Source organism: Shewanella sediminis HAW-EB3 (assembly GCF_000018025.1).
Classification (GTDB): Bacteria; Pseudomonadota; Gammaproteobacteria; order Enterobacterales; family Shewanellaceae; genus Shewanella; species Shewanella sediminis.
Genome location: NC_009831.1, coordinates 4,426,630 through 4,447,759, shown reverse-complemented (window position 1 = coordinate 4,447,759; position 21,130 = coordinate 4,426,630). Strand labels below are relative to the sequence as shown.

The following is a 21,130-nucleotide window of genomic DNA, read 5'->3' as shown; positions in this document are numbered from 1 at the left end:
GTTGGACAATTTTTGATCTTGCGATCTTGGTCACGCCGGGGGTGTTCGGAGTGGGATCTGGGTCACATAGTGAGTTCTTCATTAGAGTCAACGGGTTAGGATCTATTCGAGGTTTGTGGCACTTAATGATCACTATTTGTGCCAGAAATGTAATAAATACCAAAATCCGGGGGAAAGTGGAATATATGGGGTCAGAGTAAATATTAACCCGCCTTGTCAGGGGAGCTCACATTGAATATATGGGGTCAGAGTAAATATTAACTCGCCTTGTCAGGGGAGCTCACATTTGAGTGATGAAGAAAGTCGTTAACTGTTTTCTATGTTCTGCCGAGCCATACGCTTAACGGCTGCTGGAAAGTTGTAAATAAGTGGGGAAAACGGTGCCTCATTTGCATACTCTTCTCCAATCGCATTGAATATATGGGGTCAGAGTAAATATTAACCCGCCTTGTCAGGGGAGCTCACATTTGAGTGATGAAGAAAGTCGTTAACTGTTTTCTATGTTCTGCCGAGCCATACGCTTAACGGCGGCTGGAAAGTTGTAAATAAGTGGGGAAAACGGTGCCTCATTTGCATACTCTTCTCCAATCGCATTGAACAAATCAACTCGTTAACTATTATTAGTAATACCCTATCCGTACAAGGTGGATCTTATGTCAACTTCACCTCTTGATTACGCCAAGCAAGCGCAAAAAATATGTGTGCTATCCGATGTTTATATTACATTGAACCGAATGCTATCCAGTGATGATTGCAGCATGGAGGAGTTGGCCGATGCCATTGCCTATGAGCCTGCTATTGCCGCATCTATTTTAAAAATCGCCAATAGTGCCATGTTCAGCATGCCAAGAGAGATAGACAACCTCTCTAAAGCATTAGTCCTGCTTGGTATTAAGGAGGTAAAAAAACTGGTGAATGCCTATGGTGTCACCGCGGCATTTTCCAGCATAGATCCTAAAGTCGTGGATGTGGATAAATTCTGGGAGATAAGTGTAGATTGTGCCTTGATTTGCCAGTATTTCGCCAAAAATAAGGACACTCCCGATACTGACAACATCTTCTTGTCCGGGCTATTTCATAACTTGGGGATGCTGGCCATTGTCCATAGCGAGCCTGATAAAGTCAGATATTGTGAGGGCTATGACCGCGATGAAACCCCTTGGCTTCGCCAGAGCGAGGTGTTTGGTTTCACCTTTGCTGATTGCACTACCGAGTTGTTAAAGCTGTGGAACTTGCCGGACACCATCATACAGCCCATTTCCCAGTTTAATCGCGCAGAGGGTGAACCATTGCCTGATAATAGCAAATTGCTATATATTGCTTCGCGTTTAGCCGTGATTAACGCCGAACCCGGGCTATATGCCAAGGAGGAGTTAATCAATCCGGATATTTTGGAAGATCTGGGTATCAGCTTAGATGAAATAAACGAATCGCTTGAGTATTGTAACTTGCAAGGGATACAGCTTTTAGCGACGTTTCCGATACAAGGCAGAACGAGAGAATAATCGAGATCAGGTTTAGCGTAGGATGTTGTTTAAATTATTAATACACCTATTATTGTTTGTTGTAATAAGTGGGATCAGAATAAACTTTTTAACTGTGATGAATGACAGTTAGTTATGAATGAAATGCAGCCATGAATGAAGCCATCACCATCCCACTTCCCTCCCTTATTCACCGAATAGGGCGCGAGGCGGTTAAGCAAGCCCAAGGCGTGGCTAAGCAATATCACTGCGAGCTCAAACGTGTTCGCCGCTCCAGAAATTGGGGGCTATCCGGTGAGGCTATAAAGATTCAATCGTTTACCGCACAGTTGAAAACAGAACAGTTGAAAGCGGCGCAATTGAAAGCGGCTCAGTTGCAAAGGGAAGGAGGTGAATTTCGTTACCTTATCCAAAAGATTGAAACCGCTCTGCTCGATCATACCGACAAGCTGGAACCTTTAGAGGCGAAGCTCGCTCGCCTGATTAACGACAACCCCAACATCACCTTGAGTGAGTTGATACACACTACCGATTGCACCATGAGCGAGGCCAGAACGGCACGCTTTAATGCCGACTCTTGGTAAAAATGCTAGCGAAAAGCGGTCAGAGTTAATCTTTGTGAAATGATAAGGCACTTTTATCGACGAGGCTTTGATTACCACGCAAAGATAGAAGCACCTTACTGATACCGATTGCTGTTAATGCAACATCGTTACTCTGTCAGTACGCCATATTGAGCAATCTCTTCTGCTGTCATCCAGTGGATACCATCGGCGGGGGCGGCTTCCAGGGTGTACCAGTAAAAGCTGGTATCTATCCCTACGGCTTTATAATAATCCAGATACTTAACATGTGTTTGATGATCGCGGGGGTAATCCAGTGCTACTTTGCCACTGCCATCGCTCCAGGAGTGCACGCCAAGCTTAGCGCCCGCTTCCGCTGTGCGTTTAACCCCGGCTAAGAACATATCTGTGCCGCCCGATGCTACCATGCCATCGGCTGGGATATGTGTAGCAATACCACGCTTTCTGATCTCCATAGAAGCTAACAAGTTGGTGTCATCATCCATAGATCCCGGCACGTTTTGCATCACTATGGTCTTAATTTGCGGGTAGCTGTTAAGCAGTGTCTGCATCACATCTAAGGTATCTGAGCCGATAACGCCATTCATATAAACGGTATCTGAACTGGTATCACCGTTCTTAAAGGTAAAGCTTGCTGATTTCTCCTCGCCACCTCCGCCTTCATAGCTTACTGCAGGGATCTCTGATACACAGCTTGCATCGACAGTTTTATTTGGCTCAGCTAAAAACTCATCCGCAATGGTATCGAAACAGCTAAAACCAGCCATGAGTTGCCCATGTTCACCCTGAGGGTTGGTAATGTTTTGTGCATTGAGCATGTTTTTAGCCACCAACGATCCCCAGGCCGCCGGTGTTTGGGTATCGTTTTGGCCGTTGAGTATTAACACCGGCAGAGTGCTGGCCACAGCTTGTGTCTCAACATCATTGGCTGGCGCAACATTCCACGCCTGACAAGAGGATTTATCGAAGCCCATATGATACATGCCATTGACTGCGACCTGGGTGCTTGCCGACCAGCCCTGGCTATTATCGTCACTCAGAGCCGTGGTGTTAAGAAACGGGTACTCTTCGGCGCAGACGGTAGATAACCCCATGGCGCCGTAAAATAGCTCCTCTTCATCACTCTCTTCATCACCCGCTCGTTCACCACCGCCATCTTGTTCATCGTCTTGGTCGGCCATTAACGATGCTAAGGCCGATCGGTATTTACCGATATCTTCATTAACCGCTAACAGGTAGTTGATGATCGCAGGCTCTTTGATCAGTTCGAGTAAGTTTTGGATGAATACGCGACTCTCAGCCACCATGCCCTCGTTATGCATACGGGCAATAATGTCTTCGATAACGGCTTTGAGATCATCAGCAGGACAGCTATCTGTGTTGTCACAATTTTTGACTATTTGATTCAAAGATTCATAGTTTGCCCAAGGCGTATCAGAGATACCGTTCACCTCTATCGGGAACATGCCATCTAAAATAACACTACGAATGCCTTCACTATTATTTTCTCGCATTATGGTTGTTGCGAGGCGGGTTCCATAAGAGATGCCATACAGATTCCACTCTGGAATTGATAAGGCTTTTCTCAACTGAATAAAGTCATGAGCATTCTGTACGCTATTATAAGCATTAAGATCGACGCCGGCCTTTTCCAGCCTTGCTTTACATGCCTGTAGCTGTTCTGGCGTACCTGCTTCACCACTATACTCAGTGCAAAATAGTGCCGGCTTCGAATAGCCTGTGCCGCGCTGGTCAACCAGGTAGATATCTCTGTTTTTGATTAAGGTGTTACTTGTTACCACCTGACCAATACTCGCGCTCGCATTTCCGCCAGGACCACCTTGCAGGTATACAAGCGGATCGGCTTTCTTTTCTGACGAGGTTGAGGCCAGTTTTATCACGGCTATTTCAATGTTTTTTTCTGATGCTGGCTGACCATATAGGGCGTGTTTCTCCGGCACGCTAAGGTAGCCACAGCCAGAGCCCGGTGTTAACAGCGCTAACTGGCTTGCTGACAGCATCGCTTTACACTCAATTGGCTTATAGGATTTGATGGGGTCGGTGACACCAGTTCCTGTGGTCTCTGTTTTCGAACCAGAACCACCACAAGCACTTAGCATACTGGTCGCAATTATTGTCGTTGCAATAAGGGGGAATTTATCCTTTATCATCGCTGGCTTCCTTCGTTAAAATTTCAAAAATGTATGGTTTTCACAGTTTCAAAAATTATTTCAAAGTGCTGTGATGAGCCGTGTCCCGCAGAGCGATTATCAGGCATCTGGCTCGCGTTTAGGGTAAGGGTATGTAAGGAGTTGTACGTAGAAGATGACAATTGTGGTTAACGGGAGGTTGAGAAGGGCTAGTGATTGCTCCACCCATGTTGATTAGTAGTTAATGCGGGCGCTCGCCAAAGAGACACTCAAGGTGCTGCGCGACTCTATCAGAAGGGCTGGCAGCGAGCTGACGGAATTCTGAAGCTTACCCGTCTAAATGATAATTATTATCATTGACAGGTAGGATGCAATCATTACACTGATGCCATTAACGACTCAATCATTGCCAAAGGGCAAGCATAACCGCGATAGAACCACGGTAGAATAAGGGGAACGGCATGTGCGATGCGCCAGCTACGGCCACGGGAGCAGAGGTATTCAATGGCTTCAAGGGGAAACGCAAACTGTGGGAATTAACCAGCAAGCTGCTATGTCCGGTCATAGGTACCTGCCTGACCACCTCTGAGATCCGTAAGTTGGCCCAGAAGGTTGTCGACAAAGAGCAGGCCCGAAAAAGCGATTACTGGCTGCATACCTGGGTGGTCTCCAACTGCGATAGCAAACACCATTTGTCTTTGACAGTACAAAAGCATCTGGATAAAAAGTTTGCCGCCGCCATCAAGCGTTTTGGTCTGCTCAAGTGTCGCGATGAACTCAAGCAACTCTGGCAGCAACATATTGACCGAGGGGCCAGCGCCGAAGCCCTATGGGCACTGTTAACGCATCCCTTGTGTGATCTGGCCATGCAGGATATGGCCTACGAAACCATTCATATGTTGTCGCATCAGATTGGAGCCGGCCAGCGTGCAGACCTTAAACGTTTGCACGAGGCTGAAAAGGAGCTGGTCGAACTGAGAAAAGCATTGGATAAAAGCCAGCAGAAAGCCCATCAGACCATCTCCAACAAAGAATGTCAGCTGGACACTCTGCAGCGGCAGGTGGCTGAACTCAAGGCGGACAATCTGCGCCTCAAAGAGCACAACCAACGCCTTGAGCTGGGAGGTGACAGCAGCGCACTGGCGCCGCAACTGCAGCAGTTGCGCAACGAACTGGCCAGCACAAGCAGCTCGGTCGAGATCCTGGACAGACAAAAGGTACAGTGGCAGCAAAAACTTAGGCAGAGTGAAGAAAATATTCTGGATCTGACTCAGAAACTGCGGCAGCGGGAGCAGGAGACCCGGGCACTGGAAGGGTTCGTGAAGCAGAGTCTATCTCCCTGTAATGGCTGCAGCGCCGACAGCTGTCGCGATTGTCCGGATCTCAAGGGGCAGAAAATTCTTTGTGTTGGCGGCATGCACCGTATGACTGACCAATACCGGGAGCTGGTGTCTCGCTGCAACGGCGAATTCAGCCACCACGACGGCGGCGTCGAAGACCGCAGCAAACGCCTGGATGCCCTGCTATGGTCAGCCGATGCGGTTATCTGTGCCTCCGACTGTATCAGTCACGATGCCTACTACCGCCTGAAGCGCTTCTGCAAGCAGCACAATAAGCGTCATCTGTTCATCCCCTCATCCGGCATATCGAGTTTTGCTAAGGCTATGGACGACGTGGCCAATGGAGTCAGCTGCATCAGCCTATAACACTCGCTAGCCCCATTGCCCCTGACCGGGCGACGATGTAGGAGCGGCTTTAGCCGCGAAGGTTTTAAAAGGGATAGTCATAAGCTGTAAGTTATAAGTCGTAAGAAAAGAAAAAGAACAAGAATATGGCGAGGCATAAGCTTTGCTCGTCATTCTGAACTCATTTTTTGTAAAGAGCTGAATCCGGCTTTATTCTTGTGATTTGTTGGTTCAAAAGCTGGTAGATGATGTTCCATACATCATTCGACATTTCCTCCATCCGTGGAGGTTAGATTCCGGCTAGAAGCATCGCCGGAATGACGGGCTACGATGTAGGAGCGGCTTTAGCCGCGAATCGATCAAAGCTCTTCTTTGGGGTTAACGATGCCGCCCATATTCATCGTTCTCCTTTAGATATGCAGAACTAATATAGTAAAGCCTTATTGTGATCTGTATCATACGTGCCAGATATTTGATGATGAAGACTGACATGATGAGCAATGCCAATAAACCCGCCACCAATGCGCTGTTAAAACAGGCCCACAACAACATGCCTCTGGGTGTGGCTGATAGTTACCGTTACTGGGGTGAAGAGAACACAGTATTCGTTAAAAGCAGCCAGGGCTGCACCATTACCGATGCTGACGATCAGCAGTTTATCGATTTCCGTCTCGCTTACGGGCCTATCATCTTGGGTTATCGCGATACCAGAGTCGACCAGGAAGTTGTGGCAGCGATCACCGAACGTGGCACCATTTCCGGTTTCTCAACCGATCTTGATTCCCAGGTGGTCGAACTGATTAAGCAGATGTGTCCGAATATTGAGAAGGTGAGATTTGCCAACTCGGGTACAGAAGCTGTGATTGGTGCGGTGCGTACCGCCCGAGGTTTTACTCATCGTAACAAGATTGTGGTGGTTGAAGGTGGTTTCCATGGCCTATACGACGAGATGATGTGGAAATCAGATGTTGATAATTGGGACAGCGAAACCGAGGCGGCGCCTAAGGTTACCGCTTTTGGTGGCGGTATTCCTGAAGCGAGTCGTGAGCATTTAGAAACTGTGCCTCTCAATGATTTCGCAGCTATCGATGAAGTCTTTACCCGTGTCGGCGATGATATCGCGGCCATCGTCATTGAGCCGATATTAGGCAACTGTGGCAGCATTGCATCGACCCAGGAATACATGCAGAAATTGCGTGATATCTGTGATGCCAATGGCACCCTATTGATTATGGATGAAGTTAAAACGGGTTTCCGCGTCGCTAAAGGTGGCGCACAGGAGCTCTATGGTATCCATGCGGATCTAACTACATACGCTAAGGCTATGGGCAATGGTTATCCTGTTGCCGCCTTCGGTGGTCGTAAGGATGTCATGGACGTGATCAGTTTCGGGAAGAATGGCGTCACCCACGGTGGCACTTATACCGCCAACATGATCGCCCTAAGTGCCGCCAAAGCGACGCTGACGATTTTGAATGAAACCAATGCCTATGACACCATCAATAAAGCCGGCGTCGATATTCAACAGGTGTTATCGCGCGTATTTACCAAACACGGTATTGAGCATAAGTTTGCCGGCCCCGATGCTATGTTCGGTATTCACTTTGGCAGTCAGGTACCTCATAACTATCGTGACTGGAAGAAGACCGACAGCGATCTCTATACCGAGTTTGCCCATAACTTGATTAAGAGCGGCATCATGCTGGAGCCTGACTCCCGTGAGCCTTGGTTTATCTGTGAATCCCATAAGGATATCGATCTGGCCAAACTCGAAGAGATTGCCGATGCCGCCATGGCAAAAGCCATAGCCGATCGTAAGTAAGGCAGAGTCTAAAACTTGTGAAATAAAAAAGAGGTTAACCTTAGGGTTAACCTCTTCTGTCTCAAGACAAGAATAAGACACAGGGGGGATGATTTTTAAAAACTTTTCACACTAAATTTCTTGCAGCAAACTCTTCACACTAAACTGTTTAAACTAGTTTTTACACTAGGCTGGTCAGCATCTCATCTGAATATTCTACCAATTCATCACCTTCACGGACTCGGGCGACATAATCGGGATTAGCGATAAAAGGTCTGCCGATCGCTAACAGATCAAATTTATCTGCGGCTATGGCGGCGCTGCCCATTTCTGCGCTGTAGCTCCCTACGCCAACGAGGGTTTTACTATAAATGCTACGTACGTAACTCGATGCGCTGCCGCCCAGATAATCAAATTCCATGGCATCATCGAAAATACCGATATGTAAAAAGGCTAAATCACGTAGCTCCAGCTCAGCGAGTAAGTAATCAAACACGGCGCGGTCTCTGCTGTCTCCGGCCATATTGACATAGGCTCCCGGTGAAACTCTTAACCCTGTTCTGTCATTGCCGATGCGGGCTGATATCGCATCCACAACGGCCAAGGGGAAGCGGGCCATATTTTCGGCTGTTTGACCATATTCATCGGTGCGACGATTACTGTCGTGATGCAGGAACTGATCGATAAGATAACCATTAGCGCCGTGGATCTCGACACCATCGAAGCCGGCATCTATCGCGTTCGCCGCAGCTTGTGCGTAATCGGCGACTAACTGCACTATCTCATCATGGCTTACCGCTTTAGGGACGTGATAGTTCAACTCTCGCATTCTGGGGAGACTTCCCTCCAGGCCAACGGCGGAGGGGGCTATTACCTGAGTCGACCCTGATTTTTCGAAAAAGTGAGGGTGCGCAACCCGGCCGGTATGCCATAGCTGCGCAAATATTTTGCCACCGGCTTTATGTACGGCATCTGTCACTACACGCCAGCCATCTATCTGAGCCGGGGTAAACAGACCTGGGGTATTGGGATAGCCCTGACCATCGGGACGAATAAGCACGGCTTCAGAGATGATCAGGCCCGCTTCGGCGCGGCGAGTATAATATTCAGCCATAGCCTGAGTCGGCACTAATTCTTCATCTGCCATACAACGAGTCAATGGCGCCATCAGGATGCGGTTTTGTAGGGTGATAGTCTCGTTGAGCGCAAAAGGTTGAAATAGGTTATCAGTCATAGCGACCTCTTATTCTTGAATGTTCATTCAAGATATTCTTATTTGAACGATCATTCAAGTATTATTTTGAACAAACATTCAAAATTAAGTACAATCAGTTTATAGATGACTAATGCGTCAAAGCCCGGAGCCAAAGCCCCCATGCGTAATGCCGAATTTGATAGAGAAAAAGTACTGAGATCTGCCATGACCGCCTTTATGGACAAAGGTTACGGCAAGACGAGTATGCAAGATCTCACTAAAGCCACGGGTTTACACCCTGGATCTATCTACTGTGCATTCGATAATAAACGGGGTCTTTTATTGGCGGCCTTAGAGCAATATAAAGCCGATAGAAGTGCAGAGTTTCAGCGTTTCTTCTCTGGAAACAAGCCTGTATTAGTCGAGCTAAAAGCCTATCTGGATAATACCGTTCAGGAGTGCATCAGCTGCGAAGCGGCTAAGGCCTGCCTGCTCACTAAAGCGCTCAATGAGATGGCTCAGCAGGATGAAGAGGTGCAAGAAATCATTATGGCGAACCTGGCAAACTGGCAACAGGGACTCGCCGATGTTTTTGAGCTGGCCCAAGCTAAAGGCGAGCTCAGCGCTAAACGTGATAGCCAACATCTGGCGCGTTTTTTAGCCATGGGAATTTACGGTTTAAGAACCTTTGCACACACGCACCCTCAGGGCGAAACCCTGCAAGAGTTAGCGGACCAACTCTTCCAGGATATCTGTGCTTAGTCTTTCTCAATTAAAGGTAGGGTCCTTAGACTCTGACCTTGCTTAAAATTGCAAAGTGAGCAGAGTTACTATGAACCGAGTCACTTAGACAAGTTGGGCACAAAGCTTGGTCCCACATACCCGCCGTTGTGTCTGTTGATCACGTTTTCGATGGTCATTATGCCAAACATAATCTTCTTTACGAAGGACTCTGAATTGCCAACGAAGTAGTAAGAGGGGTGCCGTGACCAGATACTCTGGAGTTTTTTATCCAGCGCTGCGGCCTGAGTCGAAGACTCGTTTCTGATGGGGTTATTGCTCTGAATATCTCGCCCGCTTGCTGCGGCAGATTCGAAGAAGATGACGGCGTCGTAACGACTGAGCTCTTTTTCAATGGTAGAGCCTACCTCCTCAAAAAATTCATCTTCCGTACCGGGCCAGTAGGCCAGACCATCTAGTGTGCCTCTGTCACAGATAAGGAATCTATCGGGGTACTGTTTCTCTTGGATGTTTTCTACGTTCTGCTGAAGAGAGAATATGGTTTTTTGAACATTCTTAACGACCTGTTCATCACAGGATCTACCTATGCCACCGGAAAAGAGCACGGTCGCCGACTCCGGGACGATGGCAACGGTATCGCCAAGTTCGCGGCGGAATAGGTCGAGCGCCGTGGTCTTGCCACCACCAGGCCCACCGGTTACCACTATTTTTATCTGTCTTGTCATCATCACCTCTGCCAAGGACCAGGGTTATTAGGCCGGAGAAAAAGCTGCTACTACAAGCAATTATGGCATGCCCCCTGAAATTATCGAGTATGAGACCGACTTATTAACTTGATCTGTTCTCCTTGTTTTCTCTCCCCTTATGCGTCACTGGCTTATCGGTGATTTTTCCGTTAATGACGATTAGACGAATATTGAGATTTGACTATGCCATTCAGATTATCTGACGCTCCTAATGTTCGTATTAATAACTTAACCGCTTTCGGATACGAGTTTTGATTTTGTGATTCTCGTTGCAAAAATAAAATAAATACAGCTTGACACTTAGTTTCTCGGGGCTTCATCTGAATATATAGGATATGTAATCAAAAAGGACTTAAATTTGAAATTATTAGACACGATGAAATTGCTACACGTATCGGATCTTCATTTTAACCAAGCTCAATTTGAATGGGTAAGTGAACAGGCAAGCCATTATGATGTGTTATGTATCAGTGGAGATCTGCTTGATGATTCTTGGCATCAAACGGCTAGTAGCGAAGAACAGATTGACTGGATAACGCAGTGGACATTAACGCTGCAACTTCCTACGTTTATCTGCTCTGGAAACCACGACCAGTTACAGCTTGAAAATAATGAACAACCATCCGCACACTGGCTTAGAAACCTAAAAAGTAACCAACTTTACCTTGATAACAATATTATCGATTTAGGCAGCTATCGATTTGGATGTATACCATACGAAAATCCAAATTTTCATCATTTTAGAGATTGTGATGTCCTGTTACATCATGTACCCCCATCTAAGTTAAAAGTCGCTAAGCAGGGAGGGGATGATTGGGGCTGTCCAGATATCCGAGCCGCAATCCAATTTGGTGAGTTACAGGCAAAATACATTTTATGTGGTCACGTACATCACCCCAAAGCTCGTTTTAGCAAGTTTAAGAATAAGTTTATTTCTAACCCAGGTAACAACCCTAGTTCCGAAAAGCCTAACTTTAATTCTATTAATCTAACAGCAGTAAGTGAGAAGTAATCATGACAAAACAATTTGCACGAAAATTTGCTCTCAACCAGTTATCAGACCCAAAACCGGAATGGTGGAAGGAACTACTGCTACGGCTCAAACCCGCAGGTAAGGAATTATCTTCTAATGGGCTTCGCTTAGCTGTACGTGACAATTACCTCAATTTTTATCATAAAGGACAAGCGATTGCGAAAGTTGGCTTTAATCAGGGGCGGGAATTATATTCAGAGCAGCATATTAAATACGTATTTGAAGGAGCAAGTACGCAAAACTACCCAAGGTTGACGGGAAGCGATCCTACACTAATTAATCCAGTGAAAACTGAAGAGACTGAGCAATACCTCGGCGGCCAAACGTTAGACCTTTGGATAGAACGTTCTAAGACACATAAAGGTGATGAAAAGACATTTGTCGAAGAAATTGCAGCCGCAAACAGTAATGTTATCGATATGGAGATGGGTCTGCCTGGAAGTGCGTATCGTATAGATTTAGTCGCATTAGAGCGGCACGGCGGTGGAGCGCGCTTAGTCCTATGGGAAGCCAAACTCACGACCGATAAACGTTGTCGAACCAATAGTGAAAAACCTGAAGTGCTTGAGCAGCTGGCGCGTTATCGAGATTTTTTAACAGATGAAAATCGACAAGAACAATTACAAAAAGCATATGTCACGGCTTGCCAAGTATTGGTTAAAATTACCGAGTTAGCGGGAAAATCCATTGCCCCTATTATTAAAGATGTAGCGACGGGTCAATTACCTTTAACGATAGACAGTGAGCCACGATTACTTCTTTATTATAACTCTGAAGGTGATGTTCGTAATAGTTGGCCACGTCATGAAGAGAGGCTAAGAAAAAACAGGGTGGTTATGCAGGTGATGACTGACAGTACTGGTTATAAATTGCAAAGTGGGGAGCAGTGCTAATGCCACAAACCTCAGTTACAATACTGCGTGGGGCCGATACCATAGGTGGTGGCTGCATAAAAATCAACCATAGAGAAGACAGCATTGTATTGGATTATGGTGCTCCACTCATGGATAACACAGGTAGAACACTCGATGCTGATTTAGTTGCAAATCCATCTATCGAGAATGGCATTTTACTGGATATTCAACAGCAAGATACTAAGCCTCCTTTAGCTTATCTACTATCCCACGCACACCCTGACCATTATGGTCTGCTTGGTTCATTACCTAAAAGTTCGATGATATATCTGTCAGATAGTAGTTACTCCATGATGACTATTGGCAATTTATTTTACCCTGAACCACTACGTTTCGATTCGCTTGAGCAATGTCGGCAGTTTTCACCCGGTAAACCGTTTCAGATAGGTCCATTTACGGTTAAGGCTTTTTTGATGGACCATTCAGCTTTTGGCGCCTGCAGCTTATTGGTTGAAGTTGATGGTAAGCAGGTATTTTACACGGGAGATTTTCGTGGTCATGGGCGAAAATCTCGGGTGAGTGATTATATCTACGCCAATGTTAAGCAGCCTGATCTGATGCTGATTGAGGGAACAACCCTTGATGGTGGGCACTCACAGCAGTTTCCTACCGAAGCCTCGGTTGAAGAGGCAATGGTTGCTGCCTTTAGTGAGCGAGACCAGCCGGCTTTTGTCACAGCCTCGGGTAGTAATATTGACAGAATTGTAAGCCTGTATAACGCGACCAAACGCACAGGAAAAAAGTTGGTTATCGATTTGTACCAACTTTACTTGCTAGAGTCGTTAAAGAAATACTCACCAGGTTTACCACCACATAAAAACGACCATATAAAAGTGATATTTCCCCAATCCCAATTAGCCATCATTAAAGCAGAATTCGGAGACGATTTCCTACGGCATAGCCATCGTCATGTAAACCTTAATAAGCTTAAAGATGCTAACTACGTATTTCGAATATCTCCCTATGCGATGGCACCATATTTTGACGTATTTATAGAAAAGGGGGTAAAGCCCAAACTTATCTATTCCATGTGGTTAGGTTATCAAAGCAAGCAACCTAAGTTTGCAGAAATGGCCGATAAATGTCAGGAATCATGGCAATACGTTCACACTAGTGGTCATGCTTATCTGGAGCATTTACAGAATTTTTCAAGCAAAATTGCGCCTAAGGTTTTAGTTCCTGTTCATACTCTTAACAGTGATAAATTTTTAAATGATTTCGAAAATGTGCGTCTAGTAAAAAATGGTGAGAAGATAGTTTTATAATGAAGTTTCTCGACCCTGTATCGTTTTAGGATGAGTGCTAAATATTATCCAATAAAGTTATGAAAATTAACGGTAGATTTAACCATTTCATCCAGGTTGATTGTTGAGCAAGACATGTATCGAGAATGCCAGCTTGGAGATCTAAGGCATATCGAGATTTGACCGCTGCCGCAGCTGGGGAGAAGTGGAAGATGTCGGTATTGTTTGCTGGTTGCCTTTTGTTTCCAAGAAGGTAAGTGATGACAGACTTTGAGACTGTCATCACTTGCGGTTCACTCGCTTGTCATTGATTGTAGAATCACCGAATGCCAGTTCACTTAAGTGGTTTTAGAACTGATAGTTCACGCTGACATTGAAATAGCGCCCAGGTTGAGTGAAGTTGGTATCGGGCGTGCCAAGTGAATTGAGCAGGTATTTCGATTGGCCGGCAACATCGGCATAATCGATATACTCTTTATCAAATAGATTGTACACACCGGTTCTTAGCTTCCAGCTATCGTTGAGCCGCAGACCAAAGGTTAAATCAACCACCGCATAACCGGGGGTGTTGTACACGCTATTAAATGTGTCCATACCCGGAAATATATCCAGGTCAGTGGTACGATCCATTTGATCGGCAAAACGCACTACCGTTGCCACATCGGCTTCCATACCTGCAAGTTCGGTGTAGTAGTTGGCACCAAGTGTTCCTCGCATAGGGCTGACACTATTAAGGTAGTCACCGTTTTCATCTTCACCATGGGTGTAAGATAGGTTTCCCCATAGCTCTAAGCTATCACCTATCCATTGATTCACCTGGGCTTCAAAGCCGTACAGTTTAACCTCTTCACGGTTAAAGTAGCCGTACTGAAGGTTCATCTGTGGAAACATCTCCATGCCCAGGAACTGCCAGTCGATGTAATCTTTTACCTGACTGTAGAACAGGGTTAGCTCGTAACTGGTATCGTTATGGCTGCCACGAACGCCGGCTTCGAAGGTGTTGCTCTGTTCCGATTCCAGATCATAGTTAGGCTTGAGTAATACTTCCATCGGCATGCCGGGTTCATTAATCACCAATTCTCCCCACTTCTGATCCGGGGTAGGCATCTTGTAGCCATAGGTGTACTGTCCGTAGACGCTGACATCATCTGTTATGTGATAGATAAGTCCCAATTTGGGTGACCAGAAGCTTTCACTCATGGCATCAAAATTTGCCGGGTCTTGCTCAGAGGTCAGGGTTGATTTGTCTGGTGTATTTTCAAAGTTGTCGAAACGGATCCCAGCTATCAGGTTCAGTTTTCCGTCGAGCAGTTTGATATCATCTTGAGCAAAAACACCGATTCGTTGGCTATCGGTATCGGCGAAGGTAAAGGGGTGGCTGACTAGCCATTCTCCGCTATCTTGTTCGGCGTAGGTGCGGTGACGCAACATGCTCGACAGCTCAAGATCCATCCCGTAGGTGATGTTATGGCCATAGCTCTCTTCGCCTATGTATTTATTAAAGGTGCTGTTAATACCCAGGCGCTCATCTTCAAAGATGTACTCTCTGTTGCGATCATTGGTCGACTGCTTGTTGCCGTCAAAACTATAGTAATCACGATCTTCGTTCTGCTTAGTCGCGCCGTAATACATCACCACGGTCAGGTTATCATGCAGCGCACTGGGCTTATCTGAGCGCAGTTGCAACGCACCGTTAAGTACCTGGGTGTCGCGCCGGGTATCGATCTGCTCCGTTAATGCTGAACTGTCGTCAAACATCGGCTCCCAACGTTCAAGTTTCTGCTCCAGATAGTCGACGCTCAACTGCAAGGAGGTGTGGTCATTGAAGTGGTACTTACTTTTCAGTAAGATGCTGTCCTGCACTAAATCTGAGTCCGGCAGGTCTTGCTGATAGTTCTGTGTCTCTTCACCCTCACGGCGCTGGTAGGTGAGTAAATTTTCAAAATTTCCTACGCTGTTGGCGGCCGTAAAGCCGGCGCTGTACTCATTATTGATACCACTATAGCCACCGTTGACTGACAGGTAAGTCTCATCACCCATCAGATAATCACTGGCATCTTTTGTACGCATGACTACCACACCACCGAGGGCATCTGAGCCGTACATGGTAGAAGCCGCCGCTTTGACGACTTCCACTTGCTTCAGGCTCTGCACTTCGGTGAGTCCACGCCCGGTACCTTCGGCGCCTGGTCCCAGTGGTGAGGCATACTGGTTATTGACGCGTACACCGTCTTTCACCATCATCACTCGGTTACCACCGATACCACGAATGGTGACCGTGGTTGGTTTGCCAGCCCCGCCTTTTACCCCGACAGCGGATTCATTACGGAACAAGCTACCAAAGTCGTTACTCATGCTTTTTTCGATAGCCGCTTCGTCAATGACTAAGATTGAGCCCGCAACCTGTTGAATTTCTTGCTCCATACGCGAGCCGGAAATAACTATTACTTCAGTTTTTTCGGGGGGCGATCCTTGTTCTGATTTGGATACTGAAGAGATCTCTTCGGCTTGAGCATGTAGCGCTGCAGTGACTGCCAGCGCCAGTACACTAACTTGGAGCTTGTTCATCGTACACCTTATTTGTTATGGTAATGAGAATTATTATCCTTAAGTGAGCACTATCTTATACCCTTCTGCTAGTGTGGTCTTGTTGTTGACGTGTAAATTTGGCTGTTTGGTGAAAAATAGGGCTAAATATGGAAAGTAGAACACACCTGTTTTTGCTGTCGAATTCGGGTCTTAGGGCTGTTCATACATACCGTGCCAACCATAGTTAAACCTAACCGATTAGGTCTTTTTGGAGGTGCCATTTTTTTTGGGGGAGTCTAGCCAAGAGGCTGGCAGCCACCAAAGCTTGGTGGCTGTCTGAAGTTATCGCGGCTTTAGCTGATAGCAGTGTTAGGCGATAGTGGTATGGGCTTAACCGTCGATAATGCCATTACAGTCATTATCTTTTCCATCATCCCCCCATTTGCGTCCACGATCATTCCTGCCGGGGTTCACTTGAGGATCAGCGTCATCACAATCTCCCTCTTCGACGCACCAGCCATCTCCGTCGGCATCGGTACAATCACCACCGGGGTCAGGGTCGCCGCCTCCGAGGAACTGTGAAATATCTGAGTAATATGCGGCGAAGGCACCATCGACTGTGGCGTTATTACCATAGTCACATACGTCTCCTACATTGAAGCCACAGCCGCCGCTGAGTTGGCCCACTATCTCGGCATCACCGTTTAATACCGGTGAGCCGCTGCTGCCACCTTCGGTAGCACCCAATAGATCGCGGCTATAGATCCAGTTTCCCCGTGGCCAGGAGCTACAGTTTGGTGCATCAATATCCACCTCATGTTTTGAGTATGCCTGAGGAGCACCGCCCGGATGGCTTATTCGAAACAGTTCGGCTGCATCGGTGGATGCTATGGGGTCTGAGTTCCAGCCCAGATATACAGAATCGGAGGGGGGGGGATCCGAGAGTCGGAGCAGGGAGTAGTCACCTTTTCTGCCGCTCTTGACTATGGTTGAGCCAACTGTGTTGGAGTCGGGGAGAGAACAATTTTGCTGCTCGGAACAGCTGCTTTGGACATACTGGAAGAAGGTTTCGACAGTTCTGGCTTCCCGGCCCTTACTGACGCAATGCCTGGCCGTCAGAAAGTAGGGAACTTCACTATTGCTGTCGCTGTCGGCGACAAGGCCTCCTGAGCAGACATAATAGAAACCACCGGATCTGAATAGTATGCTGGCGTAGGCGTTACGCACGGCATTTATATCGTTCGGAATGCTGGTGCATTGTGCATTCTCAACACAGGAGGCATTGAAGTTACACAGGTTCCCTGCGAGATTGACGGCACCCGCGCCCTCTATATGAGCCGCGCCACGAACTGTCACTTCTTCACCGATAAAGGTATGGGTGAAGCCATCTTCTGTGTACTGGCGAGCCTGGCCTGACTCGTTGAACACAGAAACCACACCCTTCACATGGGCCAGCTCCAGTCGAACAGCATAGGCGCCGGGAATATTAATAATCAGATCGGCATTATCGTGTGAAACCGATTTTCCGACGGCGCGATGTACTCCGACCCGGTAACGACCGGTGGGATCCACCCCTGGTGCGGTTAAGGTGCTGAGTTCACTGGTGGTCAGTTCGACTGTGTGTCGCTCTGCTGCACGGAGGGATGCGTTGAGTTGTCCATGCAAGTTTTTCATTGCCTGTTTCTGCTCAGCTATGGCCTGACCTTTCGATGCTATTTCCGGGGCCTTATTCGCGGCCAAGGCTTGGGCGGAAGAGAGTATGGCAAGCCCTAATGATAGGGTTATGAGGAGTTGATTGAAGTACTTCATCTGTTTTACCTGCGTAGTTTCCCCTCTATTAAATATAGCTGTTTTTGCAGGTGATGAAGCCCTCCACGGGTATCATGGGCTTTATCCTGTTATGCGCCAAATCTAACTGGTTCAATGCTTAGGGAAACTCCTAATCCCGTAGGGGAAAATTAACTAAAATTAATAGTACTTCTCATGTTGATTGGCATTCAGGGATGCCAGGCTCGGCTTTTTATATGGGTAGTTAAAGACCGACAAGCATCTGCGGCTATGGTTAATGGGGGGGAGCAGTTCAAACTCTGTCGCTCCGGATTTGTGAACACAGAGCCAATAGAGGTAAGCTGCCAGAATCGAAGAGGGTCTTCTTGAGCTCGTATAGGGGAAAGTCATGAGTGAGCAGCAAGTGCCAAGTTATTGCGCTCAATGTATTTCGCGTTGTGGCTGTCTGGTTACGGTGAAAGATGGGGTGCTAACTAAGGTACAGAATCTTGCGGGTCATCCGACCGGAGATGTTGTCTGTGTTAAGGGGAAAGCGGCGCCGCAGATAGTTTATCATCCCGACCGTTTACTCATGCCTATGCAGCGCACTCAGCCCAAGGGGAGCGATAATCCCGGTTGGCAACCTATCTCGTGGCAGCAAGCGCTTGGCACTATCGCCGATAAACTCGGCCAATTCAGATCACAAAGTGGTGCCAAATCTGTTTGTTGGGGCATAACGACACCGAGCGCCACGGCCATTGCAGATAGCTTTATCTGGATTAATCGTCTGGCTCATGCGTTTGGATCTCCCAATAAGCTGTTTGCTACTGAAAACTGTAATTGGCACAAAGACTTTTCTCATGCTTATGTATTCGGTCAAGGCATAGGCATGCCTGACTATAAAAATACCGACTGTATCTTGTTGTGGGGTTTTAATCCGAAAGAAACCTGGCCGGCTCATGCTCTGCAAGTGACTGAGGCGCAAAAACGCGGGGCGAAACTGATCGTTATCGATCCCAGAAAAGCGGGGCTGGCCGAAAAATCTGACTTGTGGATGGGCATCACTCCGGGAACCGATGGGGCGTTGGCTATGGCGTTAGCGAACTTGTTAATCGCTAATAAGCAATATGACCAAAGCTTTGTTCGTCGTTGGAGTAACGGCCCACTCTTAGTGCGCGATGATAACGGCAGCCTGCTGACCGCTGAAGATCTGGGACAGTGTGGTGCTAATGACCCTGAGCAACTCGTTGCCTGGGACGAGCGAGCGCAAGCCATTGTGCTTTATGATGTTAAGTCATGTGAATACCAGAGCGACTCGATAGAAGATCCCCTGTTTGCCCTGGACGACAGGATAGAACTTAATGGGATTTCATGTCGGCCCGCTTTTTCTCATTATAGAGATGCATGTCAGCGCTACACCCTTGAGTATGCCCAATCTGTAACCGGTATTTCGGCTGAGCAAATTGAGCAGATGGCCTCGATGATCGGCGAGTCCAAGGCGGTGAGTTATTTCTCTTGGACGGGGACCGCCCAGCATCAACAGGCTACACAGACTACATTAGCGATAGCGAGCCTATATGGACTCACCGGGTGCCTGGATAAGCGAGGGGGAAATGTCTACTTCTCTAAGCCGCCTGTTAATAATCTTATGGGGTTTTCACTACTGAGCAGTGAGCTGCGAAAAGAGGCGCTGGGGGCTGACAAGCCTCTGGGCCCCTGGAAGATGGGCTGGGTTAACTCAAACGATCTGCATAGAAGTGTGATACATAAAGCGCCCTATAAAACCCGTGCCCTCATCGCCTTTGGCGGCAACCCGATAGCGACTAAACCCAATGAAGCTTTCGTGCGTGAGACTCTGCGGGAGTTGGAGTTCTATGTCCATGCGGATCTATTTATGAATGAGTCGGCCAAAGAGGCCGATATCGTGCTGCCCGTATCCAGCTCGTGGGAACGCTCGGGACTCACCCCAGGCTTTCTGGTTTCACAACAGGCTGAATCCCTGTTGCAGCTGCGTAAACCTGTTATCGAACCTCTGGGCGAGGCTAAGTCGGATACCAGTATTGTGTTTGAACTCGCCGGACAACTGGGGTTGGGGGAGCACTTTTGGGAAGGAGAAATCGATGCTGCCCTCGAGGAGGTATTGGCGCCTACCGGAGTTAGCTTATCAGAGCTTAAGGCACAACCGGCCGGCATAGACTTAGGGCTTAAGACCCATTACCGGAAATATCGAAATCAGGGATTTAATACACACTCCGGCAAGCTGGAGCTCTATTCAGAGTGTCTGCTTAAGTCAGGATATTCACCTGTTCCTCAGTTCCCTGAAATTCAGGCCCCCTCTGACTACCCGCTTATCCTTACCTCTGCAAAATTCAGGGCACATTGTCATAGCCAACATAAGAATATCGGGATGCTGAATCGTCGTGCCGATGCTCCGCTTGTCGAGATAAGCAGGGCACTGGCTCAAGAGTTGTCAATTAGCGCCAATCAGACAATCATTATTGAGACCCCCATCGGCCGAATGACAGCGATTGCCAGGCTCAATGCCGACTTAGCGAAAAATGTGCTGTGTGCTCAGTATGGCTGGCAGGAAAGTGGCAAAAACTATAATGGCATCATAGAGCAGACTCAATCGGATCCCATCAGTGGCTCGAATCGATTGAAGAGTCAGTGGTGCAGAATCCGCAAACTTGAGACTCAGCCTGGCTGAGCACTCTTTTACTGAGAGTAGCTTACTCATTCAGATTCAGTGCCTACAGAGGGCTTCAAATCATCGACTATGATCTGTAGAGTACGCCACATATTGACGTTGAGGCTTTGCTGCCTGCGGCCGGAAAAGAACTAAGAGTATTAAACAATGAATGATGAATTGAATGTTATCGATAGCCTGGAAGAGCTGGAACGCTTTTTACTGTCGGTTGAAAATGGTGGCTTAGGTCTGGAAGGTGTTGCCGGTGTGGGTATGGCAACCAATAACGCCGATGGTCGCCATTTCGTTGCGGTATTCGATAACAACAATAAACTGCTTCATGCCCGCTGGATCACCCAAGAGATCTTCGACACAGGTAAAGAGATGGTCCGCAATGGTGTAAGCACTAAGCACTAAGTACTAGGCACTAGGCACTAGGCAAGGGAAGCCCCAGAGATGTCAGGTTAATCGACATCTCCTCATTCCACTATCTCACTATTCCTTATAGATAGGTGAGAGGCAAGAGGAGAGGCACGAGATATCCTGGCTTCTCTAATCCTCGTACTTCGTA

15 protein-coding genes are annotated in these 21,130 nt (G+C 47.3%); 10 read left to right on the top strand and 5 right to left on the bottom strand.

Annotation, left to right across the window (positions count from 1 at the left end):
• Window positions 1-653: 653 nt before the first annotated feature.
• Together SSED_RS19085 and SSED_RS19080 are read left to right on the top strand one after the other, a co-directional pair.
• Window positions 654-1,505: an HDOD domain-containing protein gene (locus tag SSED_RS19085; protein WP_012143983.1), complete on the top strand. Its 852-nt coding sequence runs from the start codon at window positions 654-656 to the stop codon at window positions 1,503-1,505.
• 131 nt (window positions 1,506-1,636) lie between these two features.
• Window positions 1,637-2,068 (top strand): ribosome recycling factor family protein, encoded by a 432-nt coding sequence (locus SSED_RS19080; RefSeq protein WP_012143982.1) that lies wholly within the window; start codon window positions 1,637-1,639, stop codon window positions 2,066-2,068.
• A 128-nt stretch (window positions 2,069-2,196) separates the two neighbouring features.
• On the opposite strand, the gene SSED_RS19075 is transcribed toward SSED_RS19080, so the two are convergent.
• Entirely contained in the window at window positions 2,197-4,239 is a 2,043-nt protein-coding gene (locus SSED_RS19075; RefSeq protein ID WP_012143981.1) for an alpha/beta fold hydrolase, read from the bottom strand.
• A 440-nt stretch (window positions 4,240-4,679) separates the two neighbouring features.
• Here SSED_RS19075 and SSED_RS19070 point away from each other — a divergent pair, with 440 nt between their 5' ends.
• Together SSED_RS19070 and SSED_RS19065 are read left to right on the top strand one after the other, a co-directional pair.
• Window positions 4,680-5,924, top strand: coding sequence for a DUF2325 domain-containing protein (locus SSED_RS19070; RefSeq protein WP_012143980.1), 1,245 nt, complete (start codon window positions 4,680-4,682; stop codon window positions 5,922-5,924).
• A gap of 454 nt (window positions 5,925-6,378) precedes the next feature.
• Window positions 6,379-7,725 (top strand): aspartate aminotransferase family protein, encoded by a 1,347-nt coding sequence (locus SSED_RS19065; protein WP_012143979.1) that lies wholly within the window; start codon window positions 6,379-6,381, stop codon window positions 7,723-7,725.
• Window positions 7,726-7,885: 160 nt separating this feature from the next.
• Here SSED_RS19065 and SSED_RS19060 read toward each other — a convergent pair whose 3' ends face one another.
• Complete coding sequence (locus SSED_RS19060; RefSeq protein WP_012143978.1) at window positions 7,886-8,938, bottom strand: alkene reductase; 1,053 nt, start codon at window positions 8,936-8,938, stop codon at window positions 7,886-7,888.
• A gap of 141 nt (window positions 8,939-9,079) precedes the next feature.
• On the opposite strand from SSED_RS19060, the gene SSED_RS19055 reads away from it, so the two are divergent.
• Window positions 9,080-9,661, top strand: a complete 582-nt coding sequence (locus tag SSED_RS19055) for a TetR/AcrR family transcriptional regulator (protein ID WP_012143977.1) — start codon at window positions 9,080-9,082, stop codon at window positions 9,659-9,661.
• Window positions 9,662-9,741: 80 nt separating this feature from the next.
• On the opposite strand, the gene SSED_RS19050 is transcribed toward SSED_RS19055, so the two are convergent.
• Entirely contained in the window at window positions 9,742-10,368 is a 627-nt protein-coding gene (locus SSED_RS19050) for an AAA family ATPase (protein WP_012143976.1), read from the bottom strand.
• A gap of 376 nt (window positions 10,369-10,744) precedes the next feature.
• Here SSED_RS19050 and SSED_RS19045 point away from each other — a divergent pair, with 376 nt between their 5' ends.
• From SSED_RS19045 to SSED_RS19035, 3 genes are read left to right on the top strand one after another with little or no spacing between them, the layout of a single operon-like run.
• Window positions 10,745-11,398 carry a metallophosphoesterase family protein gene (locus tag SSED_RS19045; RefSeq protein ID WP_012143975.1) on the top strand — a complete coding sequence of 218 codons (654 nt, stop codon included), beginning with the start codon at window positions 10,745-10,747 and terminating at the stop codon, window positions 11,396-11,398.
• Window positions 11,399-11,400: 2 nt separating this feature from the next.
• Complete coding sequence (locus SSED_RS19040) at window positions 11,401-12,312, top strand: hypothetical protein (protein ID WP_012143974.1); 912 nt, start codon at window positions 11,401-11,403, stop codon at window positions 12,310-12,312.
• Window positions 12,312-13,598, top strand: a complete 1,287-nt coding sequence (locus SSED_RS19035; RefSeq protein ID WP_012143973.1) for an MBL fold metallo-hydrolase — start codon at window positions 12,312-12,314, stop codon at window positions 13,596-13,598. Before SSED_RS19040 ends, SSED_RS19035 begins: the two co-directional genes overlap by 1 nt.
• A 327-nt stretch (window positions 13,599-13,925) precedes the next feature.
• Here SSED_RS19035 and SSED_RS19030 read toward each other — a convergent pair whose 3' ends face one another.
• Window positions 13,926-16,145 carry a TonB-dependent hemoglobin/transferrin/lactoferrin family receptor gene (locus SSED_RS19030; RefSeq protein WP_012143972.1) on the bottom strand — a complete coding sequence of 740 codons (2,220 nt, stop codon included), beginning with the start codon at window positions 16,143-16,145 and terminating at the stop codon, window positions 13,926-13,928.
• Window positions 16,146-16,496: 351 nt separating this feature from the next.
• A complete protein-coding gene (locus tag SSED_RS19025) occupies window positions 16,497-17,915 on the bottom strand; it encodes a trypsin-like peptidase domain-containing protein (RefSeq protein WP_012143971.1) in 1,419 nt (472 codons plus the stop codon).
• A 367-nt stretch (window positions 17,916-18,282) separates the two neighbouring features.
• Here SSED_RS19025 and SSED_RS19020 point away from each other — a divergent pair, with 367 nt between their 5' ends.
• Together SSED_RS19020 and SSED_RS19015 are read left to right on the top strand one after the other, a co-directional pair.
• Window positions 18,283-20,580: a molybdopterin-dependent oxidoreductase gene (locus SSED_RS19020; RefSeq protein WP_012143970.1), complete on the top strand. Its 2,298-nt coding sequence runs from the start codon at window positions 18,283-18,285 to the stop codon at window positions 20,578-20,580.
• Window positions 20,581-20,727: 147 nt separating this feature from the next.
• On the top strand, window positions 20,728-20,976 hold the full coding sequence (locus SSED_RS19015) for a hypothetical protein (protein ID WP_012143969.1): 249 nt from the start codon (window positions 20,728-20,730) through the stop codon (window positions 20,974-20,976).
• The last annotated feature ends 154 nt before the right edge of the window (window positions 20,977-21,130 follow it).

Bases quoted from the DNA above. Each gene is read 5' to 3' on its own strand.
- SSED_RS19035 (WP_012143973.1), top strand. From the start codon at position 12,312: ATGCCACAAACCTCAGTTACAATACTGCGTGGGGCCGATACCATAGGT.
- SSED_RS19025 (WP_012143971.1), bottom strand. From the start codon at position 17,915: ATGAAGTACTTCAATCAACTCCTCATAACCCTATCATTAGGGCTTGCC.
- SSED_RS19085 (WP_012143983.1), top strand. From the start codon at position 654: ATGTCAACTTCACCTCTTGATTACGCCAAGCAAGCGCAAAAAATATGT.
- SSED_RS19015 (WP_012143969.1), top strand. From the start codon at position 20,728: ATGAATGATGAATTGAATGTTATCGATAGCCTGGAAGAGCTGGAACGC.
- SSED_RS19030 (WP_012143972.1), bottom strand. From the start codon at position 16,145: ATGAACAAGCTCCAAGTTAGTGTACTGGCGCTGGCAGTCACTGCAGCG.
- SSED_RS19080 (WP_012143982.1), top strand. From the start codon at position 1,637: ATGAATGAAGCCATCACCATCCCACTTCCCTCCCTTATTCACCGAATA.
- SSED_RS19070 (WP_012143980.1), top strand. From the start codon at position 4,680: ATGTGCGATGCGCCAGCTACGGCCACGGGAGCAGAGGTATTCAATGGC.
- SSED_RS19060 (WP_012143978.1), bottom strand. From the start codon at position 8,938: ATGACTGATAACCTATTTCAACCTTTTGCGCTCAACGAGACTATCACC.
- SSED_RS19050 (WP_012143976.1), bottom strand. From the start codon at position 10,368: ATGATGACAAGACAGATAAAAATAGTGGTAACCGGTGGGCCTGGTGGT.
- SSED_RS19075 (WP_012143981.1), bottom strand. From the start codon at position 4,239: ATGATAAAGGATAAATTCCCCCTTATTGCAACGACAATAATTGCGACC.
- SSED_RS19020 (WP_012143970.1), top strand. From the start codon at position 18,283: ATGAGTGAGCAGCAAGTGCCAAGTTATTGCGCTCAATGTATTTCGCGT.
- SSED_RS19065 (WP_012143979.1), top strand. From the start codon at position 6,379: ATGATGAAGACTGACATGATGAGCAATGCCAATAAACCCGCCACCAAT.
- SSED_RS19055 (WP_012143977.1), top strand. From the start codon at position 9,080: ATGCGTAATGCCGAATTTGATAGAGAAAAAGTACTGAGATCTGCCATG.
- SSED_RS19040 (WP_012143974.1), top strand. From the start codon at position 11,401: ATGACAAAACAATTTGCACGAAAATTTGCTCTCAACCAGTTATCAGAC.